This is a genomic window from Haladaptatus sp. QDMS2, from assembly GCF_029338295.1.
In the GTDB taxonomy this organism is placed as follows: domain Archaea; phylum Halobacteriota; class Halobacteria; order Halobacteriales; family Halococcaceae; genus QDMS2.
The window spans coordinates 318,581-344,724 of record NZ_CP119792.1; the positions used below are offsets into that span (position 1 = coordinate 318,581).

At 61.8% G+C, this 26,144-nt stretch carries 17 protein-coding genes; 11 read left to right on the forward strand and 6 right to left on the reverse strand.

Going from position 1 to position 26,144, the window contains the following annotated elements; all coding sequences use genetic code 11:
• The first annotated feature begins 128 nt into the window (after nt 1-128).
• The 3 genes from P1M51_RS17525 to P1M51_RS17535 are packed head-to-tail and all read left to right on the forward strand — an operon-like array spanning nt 129 to nt 5,467.
• Nucleotides 129-2,228: a hydantoinase/oxoprolinase family protein gene (locus tag P1M51_RS17525; protein ID WP_276275003.1), complete on the forward strand. Its 2,100-nt coding sequence runs from the start codon at nt 129-131 to the stop codon at nt 2,226-2,228.
• Nucleotides 2,225-4,042 carry a hydantoinase B/oxoprolinase family protein gene (locus P1M51_RS17530; protein WP_276248838.1) on the forward strand — a complete coding sequence of 606 codons (1,818 nt, stop codon included), beginning with the start codon at nt 2,225-2,227 and terminating at the stop codon, nt 4,040-4,042. The genes P1M51_RS17525 and P1M51_RS17530 overlap by 4 nt, the downstream gene beginning before the upstream one ends.
• Nucleotides 4,043-4,102: 60 nt before the next feature.
• Nucleotides 4,103-5,467 (forward strand): MmgE/PrpD family protein, encoded by a 1,365-nt coding sequence (locus P1M51_RS17535; RefSeq protein WP_276275004.1) that lies wholly within the window; start codon nt 4,103-4,105, stop codon nt 5,465-5,467.
• A 28-nt stretch (nt 5,468-5,495) separates the two neighbouring features.
• Here P1M51_RS17535 and P1M51_RS17540 read toward each other — a convergent pair whose 3' ends face one another.
• From P1M51_RS17540 to P1M51_RS17560, 5 genes are all read right to left on the reverse strand, one after another.
• A complete protein-coding gene (locus P1M51_RS17540) occupies nt 5,496-6,335 on the reverse strand; it encodes a polysaccharide deacetylase (protein WP_276275005.1) in 840 nt (279 codons plus the stop codon).
• 165 nt (nt 6,336-6,500) lie between these two features.
• The gene (locus tag P1M51_RS17545; RefSeq protein ID WP_276275006.1) at nt 6,501-8,270 is read right to left on the reverse strand and encodes a TCP-1/cpn60 chaperonin family protein; all 1,770 of its coding nucleotides are present in this window, start codon (nt 8,268-8,270) and stop codon (nt 6,501-6,503) included.
• 54 nt (nt 8,271-8,324) lie between these two features.
• Nucleotides 8,325-9,704, reverse strand: a complete 1,380-nt coding sequence (locus tag P1M51_RS17550) for a dihydroorotase family protein (protein ID WP_276248834.1) — start codon at nt 9,702-9,704, stop codon at nt 8,325-8,327.
• A gap of 81 nt (nt 9,705-9,785) precedes the next feature.
• Nucleotides 9,786-11,213: an amidase gene (locus tag P1M51_RS17555; protein WP_276248833.1), complete on the reverse strand. Its 1,428-nt coding sequence runs from the start codon at nt 11,211-11,213 to the stop codon at nt 9,786-9,788.
• Nucleotides 11,214-11,331: 118 nt separating this feature from the next.
• A complete protein-coding gene (locus P1M51_RS17560; RefSeq protein WP_276248832.1) occupies nt 11,332-12,672 on the reverse strand; it encodes an aspartate aminotransferase family protein in 1,341 nt (446 codons plus the stop codon).
• Nucleotides 12,673-12,831: 159 nt separating this feature from the next.
• Between P1M51_RS17560 and P1M51_RS17565 the strand changes: the two genes are divergently transcribed.
• The gene (locus tag P1M51_RS17565; RefSeq protein ID WP_276248831.1) at nt 12,832-13,593 is read left to right on the forward strand and encodes a LamB/YcsF family protein; all 762 of its coding nucleotides are present in this window, start codon (nt 12,832-12,834) and stop codon (nt 13,591-13,593) included.
• 12 nt (nt 13,594-13,605) lie between these two features.
• On the opposite strand, the gene P1M51_RS17570 is transcribed toward P1M51_RS17565, so the two are convergent.
• Nucleotides 13,606-14,952, reverse strand: coding sequence for an acetyl/propionyl/methylcrotonyl-CoA carboxylase subunit alpha (locus P1M51_RS17570; RefSeq protein WP_276248830.1), 1,347 nt, complete (start codon nt 14,950-14,952; stop codon nt 13,606-13,608).
• A 122-nt stretch (nt 14,953-15,074) separates the two neighbouring features.
• Here P1M51_RS17570 and P1M51_RS17575 point away from each other — a divergent pair, with 122 nt between their 5' ends.
• From P1M51_RS17575 to P1M51_RS17605, 7 genes are all read left to right on the forward strand, one after another.
• A complete protein-coding gene (locus P1M51_RS17575; RefSeq protein ID WP_276248829.1) occupies nt 15,075-15,980 on the forward strand; it encodes an allophanate hydrolase subunit 1 in 906 nt (301 codons plus the stop codon).
• The gene (locus P1M51_RS17580) at nt 15,977-16,954 is read left to right on the forward strand and encodes a biotin-dependent carboxyltransferase family protein (RefSeq protein WP_276275007.1); all 978 of its coding nucleotides are present in this window, start codon (nt 15,977-15,979) and stop codon (nt 16,952-16,954) included. The genes P1M51_RS17575 and P1M51_RS17580 overlap by 4 nt, the downstream gene beginning before the upstream one ends.
• 72 nt (nt 16,955-17,026) lie before the next feature.
• Entirely contained in the window at nt 17,027-17,269 is a 243-nt protein-coding gene (locus P1M51_RS17585) for an acetyl-CoA carboxylase (RefSeq protein ID WP_276248827.1), read from the forward strand.
• 880 nt (nt 17,270-18,149) lie between these two features.
• A complete protein-coding gene (locus P1M51_RS17590) occupies nt 18,150-19,265 on the forward strand; it encodes an FAD-binding oxidoreductase (RefSeq protein WP_276248818.1) in 1,116 nt (371 codons plus the stop codon).
• 206 nt (nt 19,266-19,471) lie between these two features.
• Nucleotides 19,472-20,305, forward strand: a complete 834-nt coding sequence (locus P1M51_RS17595) for a phage integrase SAM-like domain-containing protein (protein ID WP_276275008.1) — start codon at nt 19,472-19,474, stop codon at nt 20,303-20,305.
• Between the two features lie 69 nt (nt 20,306-20,374).
• The gene (locus tag P1M51_RS17600) at nt 20,375-20,674 is read left to right on the forward strand and encodes a tyrosine-type recombinase/integrase (RefSeq protein WP_276248816.1); all 300 of its coding nucleotides are present in this window, start codon (nt 20,375-20,377) and stop codon (nt 20,672-20,674) included.
• Between the two features lie 774 nt (nt 20,675-21,448).
• Nucleotides 21,449-25,813 carry a heparinase II/III family protein gene (locus P1M51_RS17605; protein ID WP_276275009.1) on the forward strand — a complete coding sequence of 1,455 codons (4,365 nt, stop codon included), beginning with the start codon at nt 21,449-21,451 and terminating at the stop codon, nt 25,811-25,813.
• Nucleotides 25,814-26,144 lie beyond the last annotated feature (331 nt).

Below are 26,144 nucleotides of genomic sequence, written 5' to 3' on the forward strand. Positions count from 1 at the left end.
CACAAAAACGACCCACTCCGCCGCCTTTTATCGAGGGAAACGAGCCGGAAGCAGTCGGAGCGACCCGAGCACCTGTCATCGGTCGGTGAGAAACGGTTATGTGGGTGACCGGTAAGGTCAGTGTGTGTATGTCACGCAGTACCAGGAGTAGCCTCGCCAGTGTACGTATCGGAGTGGACGTCGGCGGGACGAACACCGACCTGATTCTCGTCACGGAGGACGACGAGTTCATCCACAAGACGCCCTCGACACCCGACCCATCGGATTCGACGGTGACCGGAATCGTCGAACTTTGCGAGCTTGCGGGCGTTGCCCCGAGTTCGGTGGAACAGATTTTACACGGCACGACCGTCGCCACGAACGCCTTGCTCGAACACGAGGGGGCAGAAACCGGGATGCTCACGACTCGCGGATTCAGAGACGTTATCCACATCGGCCGCCACCGCAAGCCACACAGTTTCTCACTCCAGCAGACGATTCAGTGGCAGGAACAACCCATCGTCAAACGACGCCATCGAAAGGAAGTCACCGAACGAATCCAGCCGCCAGGCGACGTGGTCACCCCGCTCGACGAAGACGACGTGTTGAACGCGGTGGAGGAACTCGTCGAAGACGGTGTCGAGTCGGTCGCCGTTTGCTATCTCCACTCGTACCTGAACGGAGACCACGAAGCTCGGACGAAGGAACTCATCGAGGAGCACTACCCCGACCTGTTCGTCTCCACCTCTCACGAGGTCATCTCGCAGTTCCGCGAATTCGAGCGGTTCACGACGACGGCGATTAACGCCCGCCTCGCGCCGGTGATGTCCACGTACCTTTCGCGACTGGAGCGACGACTCGGTGAGGAGGGGTTCGACGCGGAAATCCTCATCATGCAATCGAACGGCGGGATGGCAAGCCTCCAAAACGTGGCCGAACAGCCGGTGACGACGCTCGTCTCTGGGCCGGCGGCGGGCGTCCTCTCCGCGGAGTTCGAGGGCAAGCACGTCGGCAAACCGAACCTCATCATGCTCGACATGGGCGGGACGAGCGCGGACATCTCCGTCGTTCCCGGCCGGGTGCTCGAACGCGACCCGCGAGACAGCAAGGTGGGCGGCTATCCGGCGATCGTCCCCATGCTCGACATCGCTACCATCGGTGCTGGCGGTGGTTCTATCGCCTGGTTCGACGGCGCGATGGGATTCAACGTCGGGCCGAAGAGCGCGGGTGCCAATCCCGGCCCGGTGTGTTATGGCCGGGGCAACGACCAGCCGACGACGACCGACGCCCAACTCACCCTCGGGCGTATCGATCCCAACTCGTTCCTCGGCGGCACACTTGACCTCGACCACAAAGCGGCGGTAACCGCCATCCAGACGCAGCTCTGTGACCGCGTCGACCAGGAACGGTTCTCGACACCCGAACACGCCGCGCTCGCCACGCTCGAAGTGGCGAACACGAACATGTACCGGGCGATTCGCGAACAGACCGTCCAGCGCGGATACGACCCCCGCGAGTACACGATGGTTGCCTTCGGCGGTGCGGGACCGATGCACGCCGCGAGCATCGCAGAACAACTGGAGATGTCGAACGTCCTGATTCCGCCGTCGCCCGGTATCGCGTCGGCGCGTGGCCTGCTCACGGGCAACGTGAAGTACGACTTCCAGCAGACGGTGAGCCAGCGCCTCGAAACGGTCGAAGCCGACTACATCGACGAGGCGTTCGACCGCCTCGAAACGAACGGGCGCGACCAACTCTTGCGCGACGAAATCGACGAATCCCGGTGGGAGTTCAGACGGACTATCGACTGTCTCTACGAGGGACAGGGTTACGAACTGAGCATCGACTTCGAGGGCACGGATGGCGACTGGCACGCTCGAATGCGCGAGAAGTTCGAACAGAAACACGAAGCCGAGTACGGCCACTACTTCGAGGCGGACCCGGTTGTCATGCTCAACCTTCGCGTGACCGCAATCGGGGACATCCACTCCTACGAACCGCTCGACGTCGAGGCAGGTGACGAGAATCCGGCGGCGGCACAGACGACCGAAACGACGGTCTACTTCGGCGATTCGGCCGCACCCGAGGAACTGACCGTCCCGCGCTACGACCGCGAGAAACTGGCGGTGGGGAACGTCGTCACCGGCCCGGCCATCGTCGACGAGTTCGACAGCACCGTCGTCGTCAATCCGGGTTGGACGGCCACGGTGTTACAGAACGGTGCAATCGAACTGCGGAGAGAGCCATGAGTCAAGACCACCCAAAAACCGACGACCAGACCGTACAGACCAGCGCGACCGAAATCCTGAAAGGCAGGAATATCGACCCCGTGACGATGCAGGTCATCGGCGGGGAACTCGACACCATCGCCCAGGAGATGGGCTACAAACTCATCCGGTCTTCGTACTCCTCGATTATCAGGGAGAGCGAGGACATGGGCGCGGGCATCTTCACGACGGATTGTCGGGAGCTCTGTGAGAGTGACTCGACACCGATGCACGTCGGGTCGCTCATCGGCTACCTGCAGGGGATGTACGACACCTTCGAAGAACGCGGCGTCGAACGCGAGGACATCATCAACGAAGGCGACGTGTTCATCCACAACCACCCCCACTACGGGGCGAGTCACTCGCCGGACATCGCCGTCGCGGTGCCCATCTTCTACGAGGGCGAGCACATCGCGTGGGCGGCGAACACGGCCCACCACCTTGACATCGGCTCTGCGACGCCCGGCCTCGCCATCGACTTAGAGGACATGTACGCAGAGGGGAGCCTATTTCGGGCGACCAAGGTGTACGACCAGGGCGAGCGCGTGGACGAAATCTGGAACTTCATCCAGGACAACGTCCGCACGCCACGCGAGGTCATCGGCGACCTGCAAGCCCAAATCTCCTCGTGCAACGTCGGCAAAGACCGCTACCTCGCGCTCGTCGAGAAGTACGGGCTGGAGGAAATCCAGCTCGCGGGCGAGGCGCTCATGGACTACGCTGAGGCCCTACTTCGCAACGAAATCCGGAAGATTCCGGACGGCACGTACTACGCCGAGGACTATCTCGACGACGACGGGCGCAATCGCGGCAAGCGGCTGAAAATCGCCGTCGAAATTACCGTCGATGGCAGCGACATCACCGTGGACATGAGCAAGTCCGCAGACCAGACGCCGACAGGGTACAACATCCCGTTCCACGGCTCGACGGACGTGTGTATCTACTTCACCATCCGGTCGCTGCTGATGGACACCTTCGTCCGCGACGAATACCTGCCACAGAACTCCGGGACGTTCAAGCCCGTCCACCCGAAGGCGCGACCCGGCTGTATGTTCAACCCAACGCCGCCCACCTCTGCGTTCGCGCGCATCAATCAGGTGGACAAGATGAGCGACCTCATCATCAAGGCGCTCGCGGAGGCGCTTCCAGAGCGCGTCTGTGCCGGCACCTGCGGACAGGTGTACTTCGTCAGCTACGGTGGGACGGACGACGCGGGTGACTACTGGGTGTACCTCGAAGTCAACGAGGGGTCCTACGGTGGCCGCCCCGCCGCAGACGGACTCGACGCGGTCGACGCACTCGTTCACAACACGAAAAACCGACCGGTCGAAGACATCGAACTCTCACACCCGATGCGCGTCGAACGATACCACCTCCGCGAGGACGGCCACGGCGCGGGCAAGCACCGCGGCGGCCACGGCATCGTCCGCGAGTCGCGCTTCCTCACGAACGCCGTGATGACGATGGAAGGCGACGGGAACACCTACCGCCCGCACGGCCTGTTCGGCGGCGGCGAGGGAACCCACGGCGACCTCAAACACATCAAGGCCGACGGCGAGGTCATCGACCTCAACTCGAAGGAATCCGGCTACAAGTTCGAACCCGGAGACCGCGTGCTCATCAAGACGGCCAGTGGCGGGGGCTACGGCAACCCACACGAGCGCCCGGCAGAGCAGGTGTACGCGGATTATCTCGATGGGCTCGTGTCAGTGGAAGCCGCCCGCGACGACTACGGCGTCGTCATCAAAGACGACGAACTCGACCTGGTGGCGACGACGGACCTGCGCTCGTCCTGAGCCAGCACCGTGGCTACCGGTGACACAATCTTTTAGCCCCGGACCACCGAATCATGACCAATGACCCAGTCGCCAGCGGAGCGCACGAAAACCCCAGAACATATCCTCGCGTCGTTCGTCACCAGATTGACCTACGAGCAGGTGCCAAAAGAATCGGTGGAGACCGTCGAACGCGCGTTCGTCGATACCGTCGGCGTCACGCTCGCCGGTGCAGTGGCCGACGCCGGAAAACGCGCCATCGCCATCGCGCAACCCGTCACCGCCGACGACGGCGGCGTAACTCTACTCGGAACCGGCCAGCAGGCCGCGCTGACTGACGCCGTCCTCGCCAACGGAACTGCGGGCCACGCCCTCGACTTCGACGACCTCTCGTGGGCGATGGACGGCCACCCGAGCGTGCCCCTCGTCGCCCCCGCGCTCGCGCTGGCCGAGCAACTCGACGCGAGCGGCAAAGACGTGATTACGGCGTTCGCCGCGGGATTCGAGGCCGAGTGCTACATCGCAGAGCCGGTGAGTCCGGCCCACTACGAACAGGGCTGGCACCCGACCGCGACGTTCGGAACGTTCGGGGCCGCGGCGACGGCGGCCCACCTGCTCGGCCTCGACGCCGAGGCGACCGAGCGCGCGCTCAACATCGCCGCGTCGATGCCGTCTGGCCTGAAACGCAACTTCGGGTCGATGACCAAGCCCCTCCACGCCGGACTCGCCGGGCGCTCTGGCGTCACCGCGGCGAGATTGGCGGCAGAGGGGTTCACCGCGGACGACGCCGCAATCAGCGGGGCGCGTGGCTTCTGGGACCGGTACGGCGACGGCGCGACCCGGGTGGCCGACCCGCCGGGCGACCCGTGGCGACTCGTCGAAACGGGAATTAGCATCAAGGCCTACCCCTGTTGCTATTTCACCCACACGAGCATCGCCGCGGCCCAGCAGCTGGTCGAAGACCACGCCATCGTGCCGGCGGACGTAGAACGCATTCGAACGGTCACGTCGCGGGGTGCGGGCGACGCGCTCGTCCACCCGATTCCCGAAACGGAACTGGAGGCGAAGTTCTCGATGGAGTACGCCCTCGCCTGTGGGGTGGCCAGTGACCGCATCGGCCTCGCCACGTTCGAGCCAGCGACCATCCGCGACCCCACCATCCAGCAGGTACGCGAACGCGCCGTCTTCGAGGTAGACGAATCGCTTCCCTACAAGTCGAATCTGGCGACAGTCACGCTGACGACGACCGCCGGAGAGACCTACGAGGCGACGCTCGAAGAACCACCCGGAACGCCGAACAACCCGCTCACTGAGGCGGAGCTGCGGGCGAAGTTCGTGGACTGTGCGACGAGAGCAGTGGAAGAATCAGTGGCAGCGGACACGTTCGAGCGGTTGCTCTCACTGCGCGACCAAGCGAGCGTTCGTGATATCCTCGCCGTGCTCTGAGCGCGGTCGAAAGAAAATAGTCGTTAGGTTAGTTTTCGTCTCTGAACTCGCTCGCGACGGTGTCCATCTCTTTGAACTCGACGTCGGGCTTGGTCTGCATGTGCTGGATGAGTTGTTCGAGGCGCATGATACGGTGAGCCTGCCCGATGACCTGCGGGTGCATCGTGAGGATGAACACGCCGTTGTCGATGTTGTCGTACATCCAGTCGAACTGGTCGTACCAGCGCTGGAAGATGGAGTCCTCGCTCACGTAGCCCATCCGGTGGGGGCGGGCCCAGGTGAAGGTAAAGGGTGGCCAGTCGTCGCGCTGCCAGGAGACGGGGAGTTCGACGATGTCGGTGGGTTCACCGCGGTCGTAGGGGCCGTCTGGTGGAGCGCTCCACCCACCGTAGACGTAGTGGGGTTTGAAGTCGGAGGCCATCTTGCTCGAATCCCATTCGATGCCGATGTCCTCTAAAATGTCGAGGGTGTTCGCAGAGAAGTCCCAGGCTGGCGACCGGTAGCCGGTCGGTTTGCGCCCGGTGAGGTCGACGATGCAGTCCACGGCGCGTTCGACGTCGGCGCGTTCGTCCTCTTCGGATTCGAACGTTGCCGGGCCGGTGTGACTCCATCCGTGGTGCTGGATGTCGTACCCGCGGTCCCACACCTCGCCGCTGATTTCCGGGAAGCTGTCGATGGTGTGACCCGGAATGAACCAGGTCGCCGGAATGTCGTATTTGTCGTGAAGGTCGAGCAATCGCGGGGCTCCGACTTCCGCGCCGAATACGCCTCGGGAGTGTCTGGTCGGCATGTCCCACGAATCGTAGGACCACAGCCAGGTCGATACGGCGTCAAAATCGTACGATAGGCAAACGGTAGCTTTTGGCATACGTCAGGCTACAGTTCTCAGCGATATCGGTTAAACCTTTCCAGAGCTATCACTATTCCGCCAATTATCGCTCAGTCGAAAATTGCCGGTTACGAACCTGAACCTCGTGAAAACAGACGTGAAAATCAGACAACAAACGCGAGCCGGTAGGTGTGTGTCGGTGAACTAGGTGTCCCACCGGGTCCCGGGATTCTCTTCGAGGTGGTCTAAGTGCTTCTCCGCCCGGTCGTCGTAGATGGAATCGCCTGGGCCGAGCGGTTCCTTCGTGAACGTCGCGTCGATGGCGTCGTCCACCCGCAAGATGAGGTCTGCAACTTCGGTTGCGGAGACGAGCAGTCGGTGCTTGTAGGCGGTCGGGTCGAGCACGCCCGCCGCTGTCGCGTCGGTGATCTCACCCGCAGGATAGACGAACCCGAGTGCCGTCTCGCCACCCGCGCGCGCCGCACGAAGGTCGGCCAGCATCGAGAGCCGGTCGTAGCCACCATTGTAGACGAGCGTCCCGACCACGCGTTCGAGGGCGTCGGCGAAGGATTCGACCGCGAGTTGGGCGCGGCCATCAACTGCGCGAGCGGACTCTCGGACTGCCGCCGCCATCGTGAGTTCGATTGCGCCACCACCCGGAACCACGCCGGGCCGAGCCGCGCCTTCACCCCGAGCGGCGGCGAGTGCGGCGGCCGCTTTTCGAACTTCTGTGGCGGCCTGCGTCGCGGGTTGCCCAGACACCCCGTGGACGACGGCGGAGACACCCGTTGCCTCGGGGCAGTCGTCGATGACGATCATGTAGCGGTTCTTCCGGCGGCCCCGGCGCGGGTCGATGCGAACCTCTGAGACGCTCCCCGCGAACCCGAGGTCGGCAGCGGAGACGTCGCCCGGATGGCGGACGAGCGCGGCTCCCGTCGCCCGTGCGCACTGCTTCATTTCGAGCGGACTCACCCCGCGAACGGCGAGGATGTCCGCGTCGGCGAGGAGGCGCTGGTACGCCTGATTGATGCCCAACCGCGTGACTACGACGTCCACCCCGAGCGAGACGTAGTGGTCTACGAGCGCCCGGCGGGTTGCGGCCTGGTGGTCACGAACCGCGTCGAGTTTGTCGAGCGAATCGAGTTTCAGCGTGGCGTCTTCGTCCCACTCCGGGTCCTGCAGGCCGCCGGTGGTGTGCCCGTCGAGCAACAACACGGTGGCGTCCTCGACTCGGCGGGGCATCTCGTCGTTCGCCCGCGTGTTCCGGTCGAGAACCGCGCCGCGAAATAGCCGCGAGTCGGCAAGCGACCCTGATCCGAGACAACGGACGGTGAACGTCTCCTCGGTCGGGCGGCCGATTCGGTCTACGGCCTCCACGGCGAGTGCCGCCCACGAGTCGGCGAGGCCGCCAATGTCGTTACCCGTCATTGCGGTTCTGGCGACGGCGGCCGCCGCCCAGTCTGCGTCCTCGAACGACGAGAGCGAGCGGGATTCTGCGGCGAGCGCCGCCAGCGCCCGGTCCATCGCGAGCGCGTAGCCGTGCCGGATGTCGTAGGAATGGAGTCCCAGTTCGAGTAACTCCTCCGCGTTCGAGAGCAATGCCGCCGTCAGGACGACGCCCCCGGAGACGCCGTCCGGGATGTCCTGTCCCTCGATGGACGTGTCGCCGGGGCGCTCTGGGCCGAGAATTCGCGTGACGATGGGCGCGACGGGGTGTTCCATCGGCAGTGCGTTCAACAGCGTTGCGCCGTCGTTTGCGACGGTGTAGTCGTCCGTGGCGGGGACGCCCTTGTTCTCGGGTTGGTCGCGTGTCGCGAGTCGGTTGACGACGAGTTTGTCGCTCGACCGGGGACCGAGGGTCGATGCCAACACGTCCGCCATCGCCTGGACGGCGATGCAGTTCGCCTGGGGAAACTGCGGAACTGGCTCTTCGGCCTCGTCCCCGGCAGGTGGCCGGGTTTGTACGCTACTCATCTACCATCATGTTACTCCGTACCAATAAAAGAGTGTTCCCCCGCAGGTCGCGATTCAGACGCTCCAGTCGGGAAGTTCGCGCGCGACGAACTGACCGTGGCCGGGCTTGCCGACGACTTCGCCGTCCTTCGCGACGCACTCGCCGCGGACGAACGTCTGTTTGACCCGCCCGGTCACTTCGCGGCCCTCGTAGATGGAGAAGTCCGCCGCAGAGGCGTTGTCTTCGGCCGTGATGGTGTACGTCTCGTTCGGGTCGAACAGGACGATGTCTGCGTCGGTTCCGGGGTCGAGGGTTCCCTTCCGCGGCATGCCGAACGTCTCGGCGGGGTAGGTACTCATCACGCGGACGAGGAACGGGTAGGACAGGCCGCGGTTGTTCACCGCCTCGTCGTGGACGACCGGCAGACTGGCTTGCAGGCCGTTCGCGCCGAACGTGCTCTCCCACCAGTTATCGACGTTCTTCCCTTCGAGTTTGTAACCACAATGGTCGGTCGAGACCACGCCAAGCGTGCCCTTCGTCAGGTGTTCGAACATCGCCTCGTTGTCGTCGGGCTTGCGAATCGGCGGGGCAATCATCGCCTGGTTGCCGAGGTCGGCGTAGATCGAGTCGTCGAGGACGAGGTAGTGCGTACACGTCTCCCCGCGAACCAGCGACCCGTCGACCTGGAACTGTTCGATCACGTCCGCCGATTTCCGGCAGCTGGTGTGGATGCCGTAGTACTTCGCGCCCGCTTCGGTGGCCATGCGCACCGCGTCCTCTGCGGCCATCGCCTCGGCATAGTCGGGGCGGGACTGGGGATACCACGTCGGGTCGCCCTTGCCCTCTTCTTTGAACTGCGCGGTCAGTTCGTCGCAGACGTCTGGGTCTTCCGTGTGGAACACGCCAACCGCGTCGAGTTCGGCGATGCGCTTCAGGACGGAGTTCATGAACCCGTTGTCCAGACCGATTTCGTAGGCGGTGAACATCTTGAACGAGGTGACGCCAGCCTCCACCGCTTCTTCGAGTTCGTCGATGACGGCGGGGTCCTGGCGGGTGAGTGCCCCGTGGACGCTGTAATCGACGATTGCCTTCTTGCCTTTCTCCTGTTTCTCCGCGATACCCTCCATGAGGGTTCCCTCCTCCTCGTAGTTGCTCAACTCGCCGACCCACGCCTGCCACGCGAAGTCGATGTACGTGGTGACGCCGCCGAGGGCCGCCGCGCTGGTTCCTGTCTCGTACGTATCGACCGAGAAGTGGTCCTCGATGTGGACGTGCGGGTCGATGATGCCTGGCATGACGAGCAGGCCGGACGCATCGACGACCTCCGTCGCCTCGGGCATATTCTCGTCGCGGCCGACGGCGACGATTTCTCCGTTGTCGATGGCGATACTCGCGTCGAACACGTCGGTCGACGTGACGAGCGTCCCCCCGCTGATGACTGTGTCTACAGGCATATCTATGTCAACTCGTGACACTACAAAAAGGTTCTCAGAGGTGGCTGAATACCGTCAGGAATCGGGTGAATGGTAAACCGCTCAGTTTGCGACCTGTTCGAGCGCGGCGGCCACGCGAAGCGCCGTGGCGTCGTCGAACTGCGGCGCAACCGCCTGCGCACAGACGGGGCGGCCATCGACCGTTTCGACGGGCACGGAGACCGCCGGCGTGCCGGCGATGTTGAACGGCGCAGTGTTGCCGATGAGCGGCAGCAGGTCCGCTCGCGTCGTCGTCTCGCCGACGGCGGGAGGAAGCGTTCTGAGCGTGGGCATCACGAGCGCGTCCACATCCGCGAAGGTGGCCGTGAGGCGCTCGCCGAAGTCGATACCCGCTCTGCGCGCCTTCGCGTATGCCCGACCGTTCGTCTTCGCGTCGAGAAAAGCCGGCGGGAGGATACGGCGGGCGACGTGGTCGCCGAGGCCACGCTCACGGGCCGCTTCGAAGGCAGCCCGCAGTTGCTCGCTGTACCCCGACCCGAATCCGCGGACGACGCCGTCGCCCGCGAGCAACCACGAGAACTCGGCGGAGCCGATATTCAGATAGGTCACTTCGAGGTTCAGGTCGAGAGAGACGGGTGTCGTCTCCACGCCGACCGCGTCGAGACGGCTCGCCACCTCGCGGACCGCGTCTGCCACCGCGTCGTCAGCCCGGTCGAATCCCGTATCCGGCAAGCCGACGGTGAGTCCCTCGAAATCCGCGACCGTGTCGCCAACGCCCTCAAGCGTGGCGCGGGCACAGGTGGGGTCTCGCGGGTCCGGCCCCGCCATCGCCTCCAGGGCGCGAGCGGCGGTGCGAACGTCCCGCGTGAGCGGGCCGATGGTATCGAGGGAGGGGGCGAAATCGACGAATCCGTAGCGCGGGACGAGGCGGTGTGAGGGTTTCGCGCCGACGACGCCACAGCACGCCGCCGGAATGCGGATGCTCCCGCCCGTGTCGCTGCCGAGGGCGACGTCGACCGTCCCCGCCGCGACCGCCGCGCCGCTTCCGGAGGACGACCCGCCCGCAACGTGGTCGGGCGCGGTTGGGTTCGTGACGTGGCCGAAGTCACTGAATTCGCCGGTCGGCCCCATCGCGAACGGTTCCATGTTCGTCTTGCCGACGAGGACGGCACCCGCGGCCAGCAACCGTTCGATGACGGTGGCGTCGAACGACGGAATGACCGAGTAGCTCGCAGAACCACAGGTCATCTCGAGGTCCGCCACCGCGATGTTGTCCTTGACGGCGACGGTGAGTCCCGCGAGCGGGCCATCCGGCGTTTCGAGTCGTGGTTCGTCGTAGACGGCGAGCATGGCGTTCTCGTCGTCTGCGCTACTGTGACCGCGGTCGGTCCCCGCCGGCGGTGCCCGGTCGTCCGCCAGGTCGGCTTCCGCGAGTGCGGCGGTCACGAGGTCCGCGAGAATCTCGTCTGCGAGGGCGAAATCGAATCGGGCCGCCTGCGTCCGCATCAGTTCGAGGTCCGTCTCGGTCATCCGCGCCTCCTGGCGCTCGCTGGTCGTCGCTTGCTCGCCATACCCATACCTCCGTGGGGGGTGTAATAAGTGCGCCGTCGGCGGCAGCGTCACGTGAAAACGACGCTCGACAGTCAGTTCACGGCGCGTGGGCTTCGATGCCCTCGACGATGATGTCCATGCCGACTGCCGCCTGTTCGTTCGTCATGACCAGTGGCGGGAGCAGGCGCAGAACGTTGCCGTGGCGACCCGCAGACCAGATGAGGACGCCGCGTTCGTAGCAGTACTGTTGGATGTCCTTGACCCGCTGTTTGAGCGGGTTGCCGTCCGCGTCACGGAACTCAGCGCCGATGAACAGGCCCTCGCTACGAATCTCAGCCAGTTCCGAATTCGCCGCGTCAGCGAGACGGCCGGTGATGTAGTCGCCGAGGTCGCGGGCGTGGGCGAGCAGGTCGTGTTCCTGGATGTACTCGATTGCCCGGACGCCACCGCGCATGGCGGGGACGTTTCCGCGGAAGGTGCCGACGTGGCCGCCGGGCCCCCACGTGTCGAACTTCTCGTGGTACATGACTGCGCCGAGCGGGAGGCCCGCGCCGCCGATACCCTTCGCCATCGTCATGGCGTCGGGAGTGACCCCCGACCACTCGGAGGCGAACCACTTGCCGGTGCGGCCGAACCCGGACTGGATTTCGTCGAAGATGAGCATGACGTCGTTGTCGTCCGCTAGGTCGCGCAGGCCGGGCAGGAACTCTCGAGGTGGGACGACGACTCCGCCTTCGCCCTGTACCGGTTCGACCCAGATGCCCGCCGGATTCTCCTTGCCGCTGTAGGGGTCTTCGAGGATGGACTGAATGTGTGCGAGCGAGCGTTCACACGACTCCGCGTCGGTCGGGTACGGCGCGTGGACGACGCCGGGAAGGAGCGGTTCGTAGCCCGCCTTGTACTTCTTGCCGGCGGTCAGGCTGAGCGCACCGGCAGTCGTGCCGTGATACGACCCCTCGAAGCCGAGCATCCCGGTGCGACCCATGTTGTGTTTCGCGAGTTTGATTGAGCCCTCGATGGCGTCGCTGCCGCTTGGTCCGCCGAAGACGACCTTGTTGTGTCCCTTGAGGCCGCCGGGAGCGATTTCGTCGAGCGCCTCGATGAAGTCGAGACGGGCCTCGGTCGGGAAGTCGATGGTGTGGGTTATCTTCTCGGTCTGTTCCTGGACGGCTTCGAGGACGTACGGGTTCGAGTGCCCGACGTTGAGCACGCCGATGCCCGCGAAGAAGTCGAGGTAGACGTTTCCGTCCACGTCGCGAACAGTCGCGCCCTTCGCCGAATCGAGGGCGATGGGAACGCTGCGCGGGTAGGCGACCGCGTTGCTCTCGATGTTTCGCTGGCGCTCTACCAGTTGGTTCGACTTCGGTCCCGGGATGGGGGTTTCGACGTGCGGTGCGTCCGCGAAGTGGAGTTCGTCTATCGGCGGCCCTGCGGTCATTACGTATGCCTTACTGAGGGGACTAATATAGATTGCCACATGCACACACGGAGCTGTCATCCGTCGAACCAGTAGGCGGCGCACCTGTCACCGACCATGAAGCTCAGGTCCGAACCACAATGCGGAAGGATTAATTGGGATGTGGTGTGAGATACTGTCATGGTATCGGTTGACATCAACTGCGACATGGGCGAAAGCTACGGAAACTGGACGATGGGCAACGACGCGGGAGTGATGCCCCTCATTACGTCGGCCAACATCGCCGCGGACTACCACGCCGGTGACCCACACGTCATGCGCGAGACCATCAAACTGGCCGCAGAACACGACGTTGGCGTCGGCGTCCACCCCGGCCTGCCAGACCGGATGGGGTTCGGCCGCCGGACGATGGACGCCTCACCCGAGGAGGTGCGCGACTTCGTCATCCACCAGTTGGGCGGCATCATGGGCTTCGCCGCGTACTACGACGTGCCGGTCCAGCACGTAAAGCCTCACGGCGCGATGTACACGATGCTCTCACAGAGCGCGGACCACACACGCGCGGTGGTCGAAGGCCTCCTCGAAGTGGACCCGAGTCTCGTGTTCGTCGCCACGGACATGAACATCTACAACGTCGCCCAGGAGTACGACGCCCTCCGGTCGGTCTTCGAGGGCTTCATCGACATCGACTACCGACCCGACGGGACGCTCATCGTCGAACGACAGGTCGGCCCGCGCGACACCGACCTCATGGTCGAACGGTTCGTGAGCATCGCCACTGAGGGTGAACTCGAGACGCCATCCGGTGAGGTCATCGACATGCCGGCAGAAACGATTTGCATCCACGGCGACGGCGCGAACGCCGTCGAAATCCTCGAAGCGATTCACGCAGCAAAGGACGACTACGGCATCGAACTGGCGACGCTCGACGAAATCGTCTGAAATCCCAACTCTTTATTCGACGCCCTCGAAGTCGTCGTCTACGTATTTCGTGGTGTGCTCGCTGTCGAGGAACCGGTCGTCAGAGAGCACCGCGAGGTGGAACGGAATCGTGGTCGGAATTCCCTCGATTTTTGCCTCGTTGAGCGCCCGGCGCGCCCGGCGGATGAGTTCCTCACGGTTCTGGCCACTGACGACGATTTTCGCGAACATCGAGTCGTAGAACGGCGAGATGGAGTCGTCCTGGTCCACTCCGTCGTCCATTCGAACGCCCATCCCGCGCGGTGGAGCGTAGTTCGTGAGCGTGCCGGGGTGCGGACGGAACTCCTGGGTCGGGTCCTCGGCGTTGATGCGGAACTCCATCGCGGCCCCACGTGGGTCCACGTCTTCCTGAGCGAAGTCGAGTTCCTCGCCCGCAGCGATGCGCAGTTGCCACTGGACGATGTCGATGCCCGTCACCGCCTCCGTGATGGGGTGTTCGACCTGAACCCGCGTGTTCACTTCGAGGAAGTAGAACTCGCCGTCCTCGTACAGGAATTCGACGGTGCCGGCGTTCTGGTACCCGGCCTCTGCCATGCCCCGGCGGGCGGATTCACAGAGTTCCGCGCGCACCTCTGGCGTGAGCACGGGCGAAGGCGTCTCCTCGATGAGTTTCTGCTGGCGGCGCTGGACGCTGCAGTCGCGCTCGCCGAGATGGCGGACGTTGCCGTGGTGGTCCGCGATAATTTGGACCTCGATGTGGCGCGGGGCTTCCAGATACTTCTCGACGTACACCGTCGAGTTGTCGAAGTAGGCTTCGCCCTCGCGCTGGGCGTTTACCAGCGCGTCGTCTACCGATTCTTCGTCCTCGACGATGACGAGGCCGTGGCCGCCGCCGCCGCCGTCTGCCTTGATGGCGATGGGATAGCCGTGGTCTGCGGCGAAGTCGCGAATCTCGTCGCCATTCGTCACCGGGTCGGTCGTGCCGGGAACGATGGGGACGCCCGCTTCTTGCATCACTTTACGGGCTTTCGTCTTCTCGCCGAGTTGCTCCATGGAGTCTGGCCGCGGGCCAATCCACGTAAAGCCCTCTTCCTCGACACGTCGGGCGAAGCCTGCATTTTCCGCGAAGAATCCGTAGCCCGGATGGACGGCGTCGACGCCCGCTTCGTGGGCGACCTCGAAGATGGCATCCTGATTGAGATAACTCTTCGCCGCCGCGGAGGGGCCGATGTGGTAGGCCGCATCCGCGTGACGGACGTGTTTCGCATCCTCGTCCGTGTCGCTGTAGACGGCGACGGCTTCGACGCCGAGTTCTTTGCACGCCTGGATGACACGAACCGCTATCTCGCCCCGATTGACGACGAGTACACTGCTGAACATCTACTCATAGGTTAAAGGAGTCCCCCTTAAAATGTATGGGCAAATTATGCTCCAGCCACATGTTGCCCTTGTAACATACAGCAACTATACATAAGTGTGGTGTGAACGTTGCTCACATCGAGATGGTTGCGAATAGCATCACACCGAAATCTCTTCCAGAACCGCGATACGAACATGGCGGTGACGACTACATCTTCGTCGAGTTAGACGAAGAGATGAGTTTCGACGCCAACTTCCAGGCGATGGCGATTACCCAGGAGCTTCGCGAGTCCGACCTCCCGGGAATCATCGAAATCTGCCCGGCCAACGCGTCGTACATGATTCACTTCGACCCGGAAATAATCGCGCCGGACGACCTGGTCGCGAAATTAAAGGAGACCGCCGCGGACATCGACCTCTCCGACTATCAGTGGGAGACACGAATCGTCGATTTTCCCGTCCTCTATCAGGACGAGTGGACTCACGAGACGCTCATGCGGTTCCGTGACAACCACCAGGAGAAGGATTCGACGGACATCGAGTACTCCGCCAAAATCAACGGGTACGACTCGGTCCAGGATTTCATCGACGCCCACACGGGCGCACCCCACATGGTGACGATGGTCGGGTTCGTTCCCGGCCTGCCGTGGTGTTTCCAGATGGTCCCCCGTGACGAGCAAATCGAAGTGCCAAAGTACGTCTCACCGCGCACCGACACCCCCTCGCGGGCGGTCGGATTCGGTGGGGCATTTACCGCCATCTATCCCGTACAGGGAGCCGGTGGCTACCAGTTGTTCGGCCGCACGCCGGTCGAGGTGCTCGACGTGGACCAGCGACTCGCCGACTTCGAGGAATCGATGGTGTTCCCGACGCCGGGTGACATCCTGAAGTTCCGCCAGATTGACCGCGACGAGTACGACGAGATTCGTGAACAGGTAGAAGACGGAACATTCCGCTTCAAGACTGAACCGGTCGAATTCTCACCGGAGGAGTTCTTCAACGACCCAGCGGGTTACAACGAGGACCTCCTGGAGGTGTTGTACGAATGATAGAAGTGTTAGACGGCGGGCTCTCGACCACCGTACAGGACGACGGTCGGTACGGCCAGTACCACATTGGCGTGCCGCCATCAGGCGCGATGGACCAGTTCGCCCACAGCGTCGCGAACTACCTCGTCGGCAACGACGAAGAACACGCTACCCTCGAAATGACGTACAAGGGCTGTGAACTGCGCTTCGAAGAGGACACCGTCATCGCGTTGACGGGGGCTGAGATGGCCGGCACGCTCGGTGGCGAACCGCTCCCGATGTGGGAAGCCGTCGCTGTCGAAGCGGGCGACGAACTGGAACTCCAGTTCGCTGTCTCGGGTGCGCGAAGCTACCTCGCCGTCGCTGGCGGTGTCGACGTCGAACCGGTGATGGGCAGTCGCTCGACGTACGCGCTCATCGGCATCGGCGGCCACGAGGGTCGAACGCTCGAAGCGGGCGACACACTCGCTGTCGGGGAACCCGCCTCGAACGCCACAGACTACGTCGGTACGCGGGTACCAGACGATCACATCCCGACCTACGACGACGACGATGCGACCATCCGAATCGTCATCGGGCTCTGTGACTACCGGCTCACCGACGAGAGCAAAGAACGACTCACCGCAGAGAAGTGGAAGGTAGCCGCGGACGCAGACCGCGTCGGCTACCGCCTCACCGGGCCGGAACTCGATTTCGTCCCGCGCGAACAACCGTTCGGTGCCGGGACCGACCCGACGAACGTGGTCGACCTCGGCTATCCGGTCGGGTCGATTCAGATTCCACAGCAACCCATCGTCGTGATGCGTGATGCCGTCACAGGCGGCGGGTATGCGACGGTCGCGACCGTCATCAGCGCCGACCGCGGGAAACTCTCCCAGCGCCGGACCCACCAGGCGGTCTACTTCGAGGACGTCTCCGTAGACGAGGCGCTCGCTGCTCGTAAAGAACAGCACGCGCTGCTCGACGAAATCAAAGCGGCGGTGACCCCCTCGTAGGGGACGCCCTCGAACGCGACTGGACTGCCTGCAAAACAATTATCCCCTCAACCGACAAGATACACAGCGAATATGAAAGAAACCATCAGTGCTCCGATGCCAGGCGTATTCTACCGACGATCAGACCCCGACGACCCACCGCTCGTAGAGGAAGGTGACACCGTCAGCGCAGGCGACGTCGTCTGCCTTGTCGGCGTCATGAAGAATTTCTACGAAGTGACCGCCGAAAGCGACGGCACGGTGTCGAAGATTCTCGTAGAGAACGAGACGGAAATCGAAGCGGGCGATCCGCTCATTGAAATCGACGTCGCCTAATCTAGACGACCCGTTTTTTCTCACAGCAGACCAGCACGCTCCCGACGAGTAGCTACACGTGTAGTCACATCGGCCCCGCGTGGTGCGAATTAGCCAATCCGTCCGAGACGGAAGAGATAGGCAAACAGTCCAAACAGTCCAAACCATTTTGTACGTAAACCACGACAGCAGCAGTCAGGCACGTCAGACAGGTTTTTGTCATAGACAGTTTTTTGATATGCTAACGTGTGGCGGATGGGCGACCATCGACCGTAATACACGTTATCAATAAGAACTTCTCGATAACGCGCTTTTTTAGCAGTGTTTATCCGTAATTTACAACGTTTAATTTAATTTTTATCGATTTTTTAATATCGGTTTCAATCGAATATCGTGATACTATATAATTTTAAGTAATTTTTTCGATTGTTTAGAATAAGTAACGTTTTTTAATGACTTTTTGTGGGCAGAATCAGTAGCCATCATCAAGGCCGTAGAACTGGCGGTCCGTGAAATGGGCGGGCGACATCCCATAACAAAAGTACCGGTGTTATGCATTTGCTGACCGGCAGCGGAGATGCCGCCAGCTACGCCTCATAGAAGCATCCCGCTCTGCACTGAAACACTAATTGCCTTCAGTGAGTTCCCAACGAAACATAAAGGTACGGAAAAGGAACCGACCGGGACGCGCTGTTCACCGAGTACACCGAAGAATCCAGACAGCGCAGCGAGACTGACTCGGTCGTCGGGAGCGATGACTGACGATAGCGCCAGTCTCGATATGCGCCATGCAGTCTGCGAGTAAAAGAGACAAACTGCGAGAATCTAGCAGAAGACCATCCCATTTTGTCAAAATTCTATTCAGAAGAATATTGTAACGGCGACCGGTACACCGTCAGTGATGGATCCGATCGTCATCGTCGGCGGGGGCATCGTCGGGGCAAGCGTCGCCTACCACCTCCGGGATGCCGCGCGGCCCGTCGTGCTGTTCGAGCAGAACTCCGTCGGTTCGGGCGCGTCGGGTGATTCGGTCGCAATTTTCGTGTGGCACCAATCTGAGCCAGACCAGTCGAACCACCGACTTCGGGAACTGGCGTGGGAGACCTACGAGCCGCTGGTTCGAGACGGGACGTTCAGTTTCGAACAGATCGGAACGTTCGACGTCGCCTTCACCGAGGAAACCGCAACTGCCCTCGAAGCCGCGGCGACGACGCTCGACTCCTACGGCGCCCGGGCCGAATGTATCCCGCCGTCGTCGTTGGCAGACCATGGCGTCGAACCAACAGGAATCACGGGGGCGTTGCACACGCCCGACGACGGCTACATGGACCCGTCTGAAATCATCCACTACTTCCTCGGAGAAGCCACGGCGAAGAATCTCACCGTCGAAACGAAAACGAAAGTGACCGACGTTCGCACGTCGGACCGGGGAGTCGAGGGTGTCGAAACCGCATCAGAATTCCAGCCGGCGGCTGCGGTCGTCAACGCCGCCGGCCCGTGGGCCCCGACGGTGAATCGAATGGCCGAGGTCTCACTCCCACTTCGGCACAACCGCGGGCCAATCGCCGTCCTCCAGAAGGACGAGCAGTTCTCGCTTCCGTTCGTCCAGTTCGAAGACGGACTCTACCTGCGTGGGGAGGGAGACAGGCAGGCGTTCGCCGGACGATTCGGCGCGAGTTACGAGGCTGCGAGTGAGTTACGCCCAGACGAGGCCCATCCCATCGACCACGAGTTCTACCTCGACATCCAGACTCGAATCAAGGAGTCGATTCCAGCGCTCGCGGACGCACAACTCGTAAACGAATGGGTCGGCATTCGAACACTCACGCCCGATGGAGTCCCTCTCGTCGGCGAATCGTCAGTACCAGACTTCTACGTCGCCTGTGGAATGAACGGACTCGGTGTGACACTCGCGCCAGCGGTGGGTGAAGTACTCGCCGCACAACTCACCGACAGCTCAGTCGATGCGTCACTGAAAGCGTACCTCGACCCAGCCCGACCAGAGGCGACGCAGTAGGCAGCTCCCGTTTATATCGCGTGTAGCAGTTATTGAGAGGTAGCCAGTACCAAGAATTTATTATAGCAATATACAGTTTATTTGTACGCCACCGGACCGCAGTATGGCGATTTTTCCGAATTGCGAGTGTTCCGAATCCACTGTTGATTATTCCAATAGTCAACACCAGAATTTAGTACCCCGCCTCCGTCTGTTACTCCAACTCCATGCCCACGCCCCACGACACGCCTCCCACACCCGATTCCGCCGATTCTACGACCCACCATTCCGACCACGACTCCAGGGGTGAACCCATCCACGACGCCCTTCCAAGCTTCATCGCGAGCAAGAGCAAAGGCGAAACCGGGTCGGGCAATTACCAGCGAAACGCCCGTCGCGTCGTCAGTCAGTGGACGACCTGGGTAGCAAACCGCGGGGTGGAAACGTTTTCGGACCTCGACGTCCGAACCATGCGGGCTTACGCCCGGTATCTTGCCCAACGAGTGCGGAGCGGGGCGATCATCGCCTCGACGGCCCACAACTACTACGCCACCGTCCGTGCGTTTCTGACCTGGTGTGTTCGCGAGGAGCTCGTAGAGGAAAATCCTGCGGCGAAACGACGGGCGGAGGAGGAACTTCCCGACCGGTCGGAAGGGCAAAAGAAGGCTCCAGAGCAGTTCTGGTCGCCTCGCGAACGTCGCGAGATACTTCGGTTCGTCAACGAACGCGCCTACGAGGCGGTCGAAACCCAGGGGAGCCAGGCGGTCGAAGAAACGCGGGACAGAGCCCTCGTCGCACTCCTCGCCTATTCCGGCGTTCGCGGTGCAGAGGTGTTCAGCGCCCCTGGTGACAGTCGGAGAAACGGACTTCGGTGGGAGGACATCGACCTCGACGCGGGCATCCTCACCGTGCTCGGGAAATCTCAGGAGCGAGAACCGGTCCAGCTCCCGCCGCAGGCCCGTGACCCACTCGCCCGGTATCGTGCGATACTGGACCCTCCGCGCCCGGAATGGCCGGTGTTCCCGACGCGAAGTGCGCCGACGCTATCGAACCGTCCGTGAGAGGCTCGAAAATAGGGGTTCGAAGCAGCAGACATCGAGGAACTTCTCGATGCGCACGATACCGAGGAAATGCTCCGCGCGTACGACATCGTCCCGCCGTCGCTGACGACGACCGGTGCGCGAGCAGTGATGAAACGATTGTGTGAGACGGCGAACCTGAAAGTCGACGGCGACAGCGACTACTTGACGCTCCACGGTGCGCGTCGTGGCCTCGGCGAGACGCTGTATCGAGAGCACGGGCCGGCGACCGCCCAGCGCGCATTGCGACACAAATCACCCAAGACGACGTCTCGTGCCTACGCCCACATCGAAACAAGTGACCTCGCAAAGCAAGTGGGGGACGTGCTCGACGAAGTGGACGGGACATAGTCCCAGAAACGGTCAAAATTCTGTTAGACGTGGCAGTTGAAGAGGAAAATGAGCCAAAGCGTCCGACCAATACGAACCGTCCAAACCATGCGAATTGGTCAAATTCGTAGAACGGTTCCTGGGAGCCGAGAGGGACAAATTACGCAAAGTGTCCAAACTATCCAATTCAGACAAACCGTTTGTGATGGGCGATTCACTCCAACCAACCAAATCGGGTCGAGTGAGTTTGGAGAGACAAACTCGCGTAGGTTGCCAGAGAGTGAGGGATAGATCCCAGAAAGACAGGCTATTCAGAGGGAGGCGCAAAAGTTCTATATGTTCAGAAGAAGAAAGGACATCAAACTCGTCAAAAATAACCCAACTGTCAAAACTATACAATCTTTGTTTCTGTGTGTGTTTTAGATTCTAATCCAAAATATCCAAACTGGCAGAGCCGTACGAACCGAAAATAGGAATTAGACGTTCGTAAACAAATTTGGTTATTTAGGCGGCGAGCTGGCCCCCACCCTCGTGGACAACAGCGACGATGTGGTCGAAACCAGAGCAAGTACCGCAGATCAATCCGTCCGAACTGTCCGAATTGACCTATCGACGTAGTTCTATACAAACCATCCAAACCATCAAACTTGAATTGGCTGGATAGGAAGGTAAACCCGTTTGTACTGATTCGGACAGTCGAGTGCCTTCGCCGGCAATCCGGAGGTCAGCGTTTGAAACAGTCAGGTTTGTCGAAATACTTATCTGAACGGTAGGTGTGGAAAATATTGCGGGAGTATGAGAGACATTCACAAACAGCCACACGGCGCGGGCGAGAATAGTCAATTGAATGGTATTTATGGGGAGCGACTGTCGGTCGGGAGACGAGACATCGTGAAGGGGGCCGCACTCATTGCGGCGCTCGGACTGGCGAGTTCTGAACGGGTTCAAGGAGCGGCCACGACTGCTGAATCAGGCAAGACGCGGGCGACCTACTACACGCCGGACCGGGTGCAGAACGCACGCGAGAACATCGAACAATACGACTGGGCGAGAGCGGAGCGAGACGAAGCCGTCGCACAGGCCGACGAGTTCCTCGACAGACTCGGGCTGGAGGGGCTCTGGTCGTGGGTGACCTCACAGAAGCTACCCCGGTCGTGGACGCCGAACGAGGGAAAGAACATCCACTACGGAGCGTGGCAGCCAGTAGACGGTGAGCGATTCAAAGTCACTGACGGAAAATGGACACTGCCCACGAATGACTTCGAATCGTACTACCAATCCGGACTGGATGAGAGAGGGTTCTTCGAACCGGAATTGGCCGACGATTCACTGTTGGTCAACGAAGAACACCCAGAGATGGGCGAAGGCTGGGGCGTCGACGACGGGTACGGTTTCGTCGACGATGCAAACGACCTGGGGGCTGGGGCGGGCACGCAGTGGAAACCGGTTGCGTTCTGGAATCTGGAGACGATGTGGAAACAACTCCGAGGGGTGATGCTGCCAGCGTTCCGAGACGCCTACCTGTTCACGGGTGACAAGCGGTATTCGCGGGCGGGAACCATTCTGCTCGACCGGATGGCCGACATCTATCCGACCCTCGACCTGAGCGCCTACATCTGGCCGGACGGATTTCAGGCGTCGCACGGCTTCACCGGCGAGGGAAAGTGGGCGGGGTCGATTTCCGAGGCCGCCTGGGCGGACGTGTACTGCCAGGCCTACGACGCAGTGTTTGAGGGGCAACCCGACGATACAGAACTCGTACAGTTCCTTTCGGCGAAAGCCGACGAGTACCCCGGCCTCGGCGATAAAAGCACGCTCGGGGTGATTCGCGAGAACATCGAGGAGCGACTCGTAAAGGAGGTACTCCCTGCGGTCAAAGACGCCCAGTTGCGCGGCAACTTCGGCCACCACCAGTCCGCCCTCGCGATGTCTGCCCGTGTCGCGGACGAACCGGACGGCTACACGAAAGAAGCCCTCGAATTCATGTTCCGCGCGGGAGACCTCCATCAGGAAGACGATGGGACGTACTGGGGTGACTGGTACATCACCGGTGGCGACGTTATGTCGGCCCTGGTGGGCCGGTTCGACCGAGACGGAATGGCAGACGAGTCCTCGCCACACTACAACCGCGTCGTGTTCAGCAACGTTCTGAAGGCAGGTCAGTATCTCGAAGGGTACGACGCCTACAGTGGGTCGAATCTCTTTGCCAACCCCAAGTTCAAGCAGATGTTCTACCCGTGGGGCGACCTCGTTATCCTCGACAACTACACGCCGAGCATCGGCGACCACGGACTCGCCGGCCAGAACGGCACGCACCTGCCGAGAAACAATCTCATCGACGGGTACAGCGCCTACGGTGGGACGGAACTCGCACAGACGGCGTACTACGCCAACGGGGGAACGACCGCGGGCATTCAGGGTGATATATTCGACGAGGACCCGGCGCTGGCAGAGCAAATTCAGGCAATCATCGATGCCGAGGGCCCACTCGACTTCGACAGCACGAATCAGCCTGGCTACGGGCTCGCTGTGCTCCGCGACGGTGAGAACTACACCAGTTCTGACTGGGGGACTACGTATGGCTACCACGGGCTTTCGGTGGTCGAACAGACCGCGGAAACCACGTGGTTCTCGGGGAGCGGAACGCTCCAGTTCAACGCCACAGAAGCTGGCGAGCATATCACGTTCGAGTTCCAGGTGCCAGCAGGCGACGAGTATCGGCTGGACTGTTCGCTGTTCAAAGCGTCCTCATACGGGAGATACGACATCGAGGTCGACGGAGCAGTCGTCCACGACGATTTCGATTTCTACTCGGCGCAGACCGGCACACGAGACTTCGATGCACTCTCGTGGGTTTCACTCGACGCCGGGACGCACACGATTACCTTCCGGAACGACGGGAAGAACCCGGAGTCCTCGAACTATAAAATGGGCATCAGAAAGCTCCGTCTCATGACCAAAACAGACGTCGCCGCCAAGCGACGCTCCGAGGAGCAAGGGAATCTGAAACGTGCGGTCTGGCTCTACTACGGGCGAAATTCCGGGGAAACCGGCACCTACCACACACACGGCGACACGCTCAACCTCGGCATCATGGCCCACGAACTCGACCTGGCCCCCGACCTCGGTTACCCACACACGTTCGACGACCAGATCTACAATAGTTGGCTGCGCGGGACCATCAGTCACAACACGGTGATGGTAGACGAACGCCGCCAGCGACCCGAATGGGCAGGCGAACCACATCACTTCGACCACACAGACCGCGTCCAACTCATTGACGTTTCCTCGGACGATGCCTACCCGCAGGTAGACGCCTACCGACGGACCACGGCCCAGATACGGGTCGACGAGGCGGACTCCTACGCCGTCGACTTCTTCCACGTCAACGGGGGAACGGACCACCACTTCAGTTTCCACAGCGCGAAGACGCCGAGTCCGCACCTCGAATTCGAACTGCAAGACGGCGTCTCGGAGTTCGTCGTTCGCGACGGGGCAGGAGAAGTCAAACCGACCAAGCGTGCTGCCTACAGCGACGAGACGGCCATCACGTTTGCCGACCCGAGCGGCGACGCACACGACTGGCGTGGCCTGGCCATAGACCACGGAACGAGCGACGTGACCGTCGAGACGTACATCAAATCCGCCGTCACGGGAGAGAACTTCTACTGGCACCACAACCACTCGGTGTACCTCGGACGCGACGGAGACGGCCGCCACGTCGTCGCCGGCATCGGCAATCAGGCGGCAGGACACGACCCACGAATCGGCATCTACTACCCCGAGGAAAATGCGTGGGGCGATTACACCGCAATCGAACGCTGGGACAAGGACGCCTGGTACGAACTCTCGGTTTCGAAGACTGGAACGGCGGTCGATATCGCGCTCACCAGCGCAGACGGCAGCCAGACGCACGCGAGCGGGACGTTCGAACTCGCGAGCGACACCGACGCCGCCGTCGGCATCTTCGGCGGCATCGGGAAGGGCCAGACCGGGAACCTCTACTTCGACGAGGTAACGGTCGATGGCTCCGTCGTCGAGTTCTTCGAGACGACGTTCGTCACGAATTCCGGAATCGACACGACGGGCCTCGACCTCGTCGAACAGGACGGTGGTACGTACGCAGGGGCGGACGTTCCCTTCGGCGACGCCGCCTACAACGAGGCGAACGCGAACGCATTCAACTATTTAGAGCGAGTCTCCCGCGACGAAAATCCGGAGGAGAGCATCGCCGTCGAGTGGAACGTAGCGGACCACTGGAACGCGAGAGACGACGACGCAGAAGACGTCCGGCTCAGACTGACGGCACTCACTGCATTCGACGACGTGTCGCTCGCAGACGGGCGGCCACCCAACCGCGCGGGCAACCCGGAGACGCTTCGCTACCTGCTCGGCCACCGCACGGGTACCGACCTCGAATCGACGTTCACCTCGGTCATCGAACCGTACGACGGGCCACGATTCGTCGAGTCGGTAGAGCGCGTTCCGGTCGAGGTGGTGCCAGCGGACGACGAGGACGGCGAGCGACCCGAAGAATTCCACGGTGCCGACGCGAGCTCGGCACCGGATGCGGTCCGTGCAGTGAAAGTCACCCTCGCGAACGGGCGCACCGACTACATCGTCCGGACGGACTCGGCTGACCAGTTGTACACGGTCGACCGAGAGTTCCAGGTGAACGGATTCTTCGCCGTCTACTCGCTCGTGGATGGTGAAGCGGAATACGCCTACCTCAACGACGGCACCGTGTTGCGCCCCATTCACGCGAAAGAAGGGGCGAACGAGGACGAGGTGTACGAAGCGAGCAAACCGCTCGTCCAGCAGTCGAACGGCGCGTTCGAGGGCACACTCGTGGACTTCACGAAGTCCCTCGGCCTGGAGAACGAACTGGTCGTGAAGGTGTCGAAACAGCCGAGCGAATACGACCTCGAATCGCTGGCCGAAAAGTGGGTGTACGTCGATGCGGAGACGAATCGAAACGGGGCCTACGAAGTCCTCGGCGTGACAGACATCTCGGGCAATAGAGTGACGCTCGACATCGGCGAGAAGACGACCGTCCGTGAGTTCGTCGACCCACAGGACCCGAGCGCCGGCTACGAGTACATCGTCGCTACGGGCGCGGCAGTTACCTGCCCGACGAGTCTCACCTGGCGCGCAGACTGAGCGGTCGCGGCAAATCCCATTTTTTCGCCACCCAACCCGGTCGCGGTGAGCAATCCATCTTGTTTCCCGAAAGCCCACACTGGTGTTTCGAGTTACAAAACGCCGATAATAGCAGCGAAAACCCACGCACTGGAGCACTGTTGTAGAGAAATCGGTACCGAGTGATTGCCCAATCTGTAACAGCAGTACGGCTGTTATTGGCGACGGGAGACAGTGAGTGAGTGCCGACGAACAGTGTCGGCAACTGCGTCCCCGCTTGTTGTTTTTTCCAGCAGCCGAGTGCGTGTTTGGTGATTGGAAACAACGCGACTTAACGTGGAGAGCGTCGTGG

Bases quoted from the DNA above. Each gene is read 5' to 3' on its own strand.
- P1M51_RS17580 (WP_276275007.1), top strand. From the start codon at position 15,977: ATGATAGAAGTGTTAGACGGCGGGCTCTCGACCACCGTACAGGACGAC.
- P1M51_RS17540 (WP_276275005.1), bottom strand. From the start codon at position 6,335: ATGCCAAAAGCTACCGTTTGCCTATCGTACGATTTTGACGCCGTATCG.
- P1M51_RS17525 (WP_276275003.1), top strand. From the start codon at position 129: ATGTCACGCAGTACCAGGAGTAGCCTCGCCAGTGTACGTATCGGAGTG.
- P1M51_RS17600 (WP_276248816.1), top strand. From the start codon at position 20,375: ATGCTCCGCGCGTACGACATCGTCCCGCCGTCGCTGACGACGACCGGT.
- P1M51_RS17605 (WP_276275009.1), top strand. From the start codon at position 21,449: ATGAGAGACATTCACAAACAGCCACACGGCGCGGGCGAGAATAGTCAA.
- P1M51_RS17535 (WP_276275004.1), top strand. From the start codon at position 4,103: ATGACCCAGTCGCCAGCGGAGCGCACGAAAACCCCAGAACATATCCTC.
- P1M51_RS17545 (WP_276275006.1), bottom strand. From the start codon at position 8,270: ATGAGTAGCGTACAAACCCGGCCACCTGCCGGGGACGAGGCCGAAGAG.
- P1M51_RS17565 (WP_276248831.1), top strand. From the start codon at position 12,832: ATGGTATCGGTTGACATCAACTGCGACATGGGCGAAAGCTACGGAAAC.
- P1M51_RS17555 (WP_276248833.1), bottom strand. From the start codon at position 11,213: ATGACCGAGACGGACCTCGAACTGATGCGGACGCAGGCGGCCCGATTC.
- P1M51_RS17575 (WP_276248829.1), top strand. From the start codon at position 15,075: ATGGTTGCGAATAGCATCACACCGAAATCTCTTCCAGAACCGCGATAC.
- P1M51_RS17560 (WP_276248832.1), bottom strand. From the start codon at position 12,672: ATGACCGCAGGGCCGCCGATAGACGAACTCCACTTCGCGGACGCACCG.
- P1M51_RS17585 (WP_276248827.1), top strand. From the start codon at position 17,027: ATGAAAGAAACCATCAGTGCTCCGATGCCAGGCGTATTCTACCGACGA.
- P1M51_RS17595 (WP_276275008.1), top strand. From the start codon at position 19,472: ATGCCCACGCCCCACGACACGCCTCCCACACCCGATTCCGCCGATTCT.
- P1M51_RS17590 (WP_276248818.1), top strand. From the start codon at position 18,150: ATGGATCCGATCGTCATCGTCGGCGGGGGCATCGTCGGGGCAAGCGTC.
- P1M51_RS17570 (WP_276248830.1), bottom strand. From the start codon at position 14,952: ATGTTCAGCAGTGTACTCGTCGTCAATCGGGGCGAGATAGCGGTTCGT.
- P1M51_RS17530 (WP_276248838.1), top strand. From the start codon at position 2,225: ATGAGTCAAGACCACCCAAAAACCGACGACCAGACCGTACAGACCAGC.
- P1M51_RS17550 (WP_276248834.1), bottom strand. From the start codon at position 9,704: ATGCCTGTAGACACAGTCATCAGCGGGGGGACGCTCGTCACGTCGACC.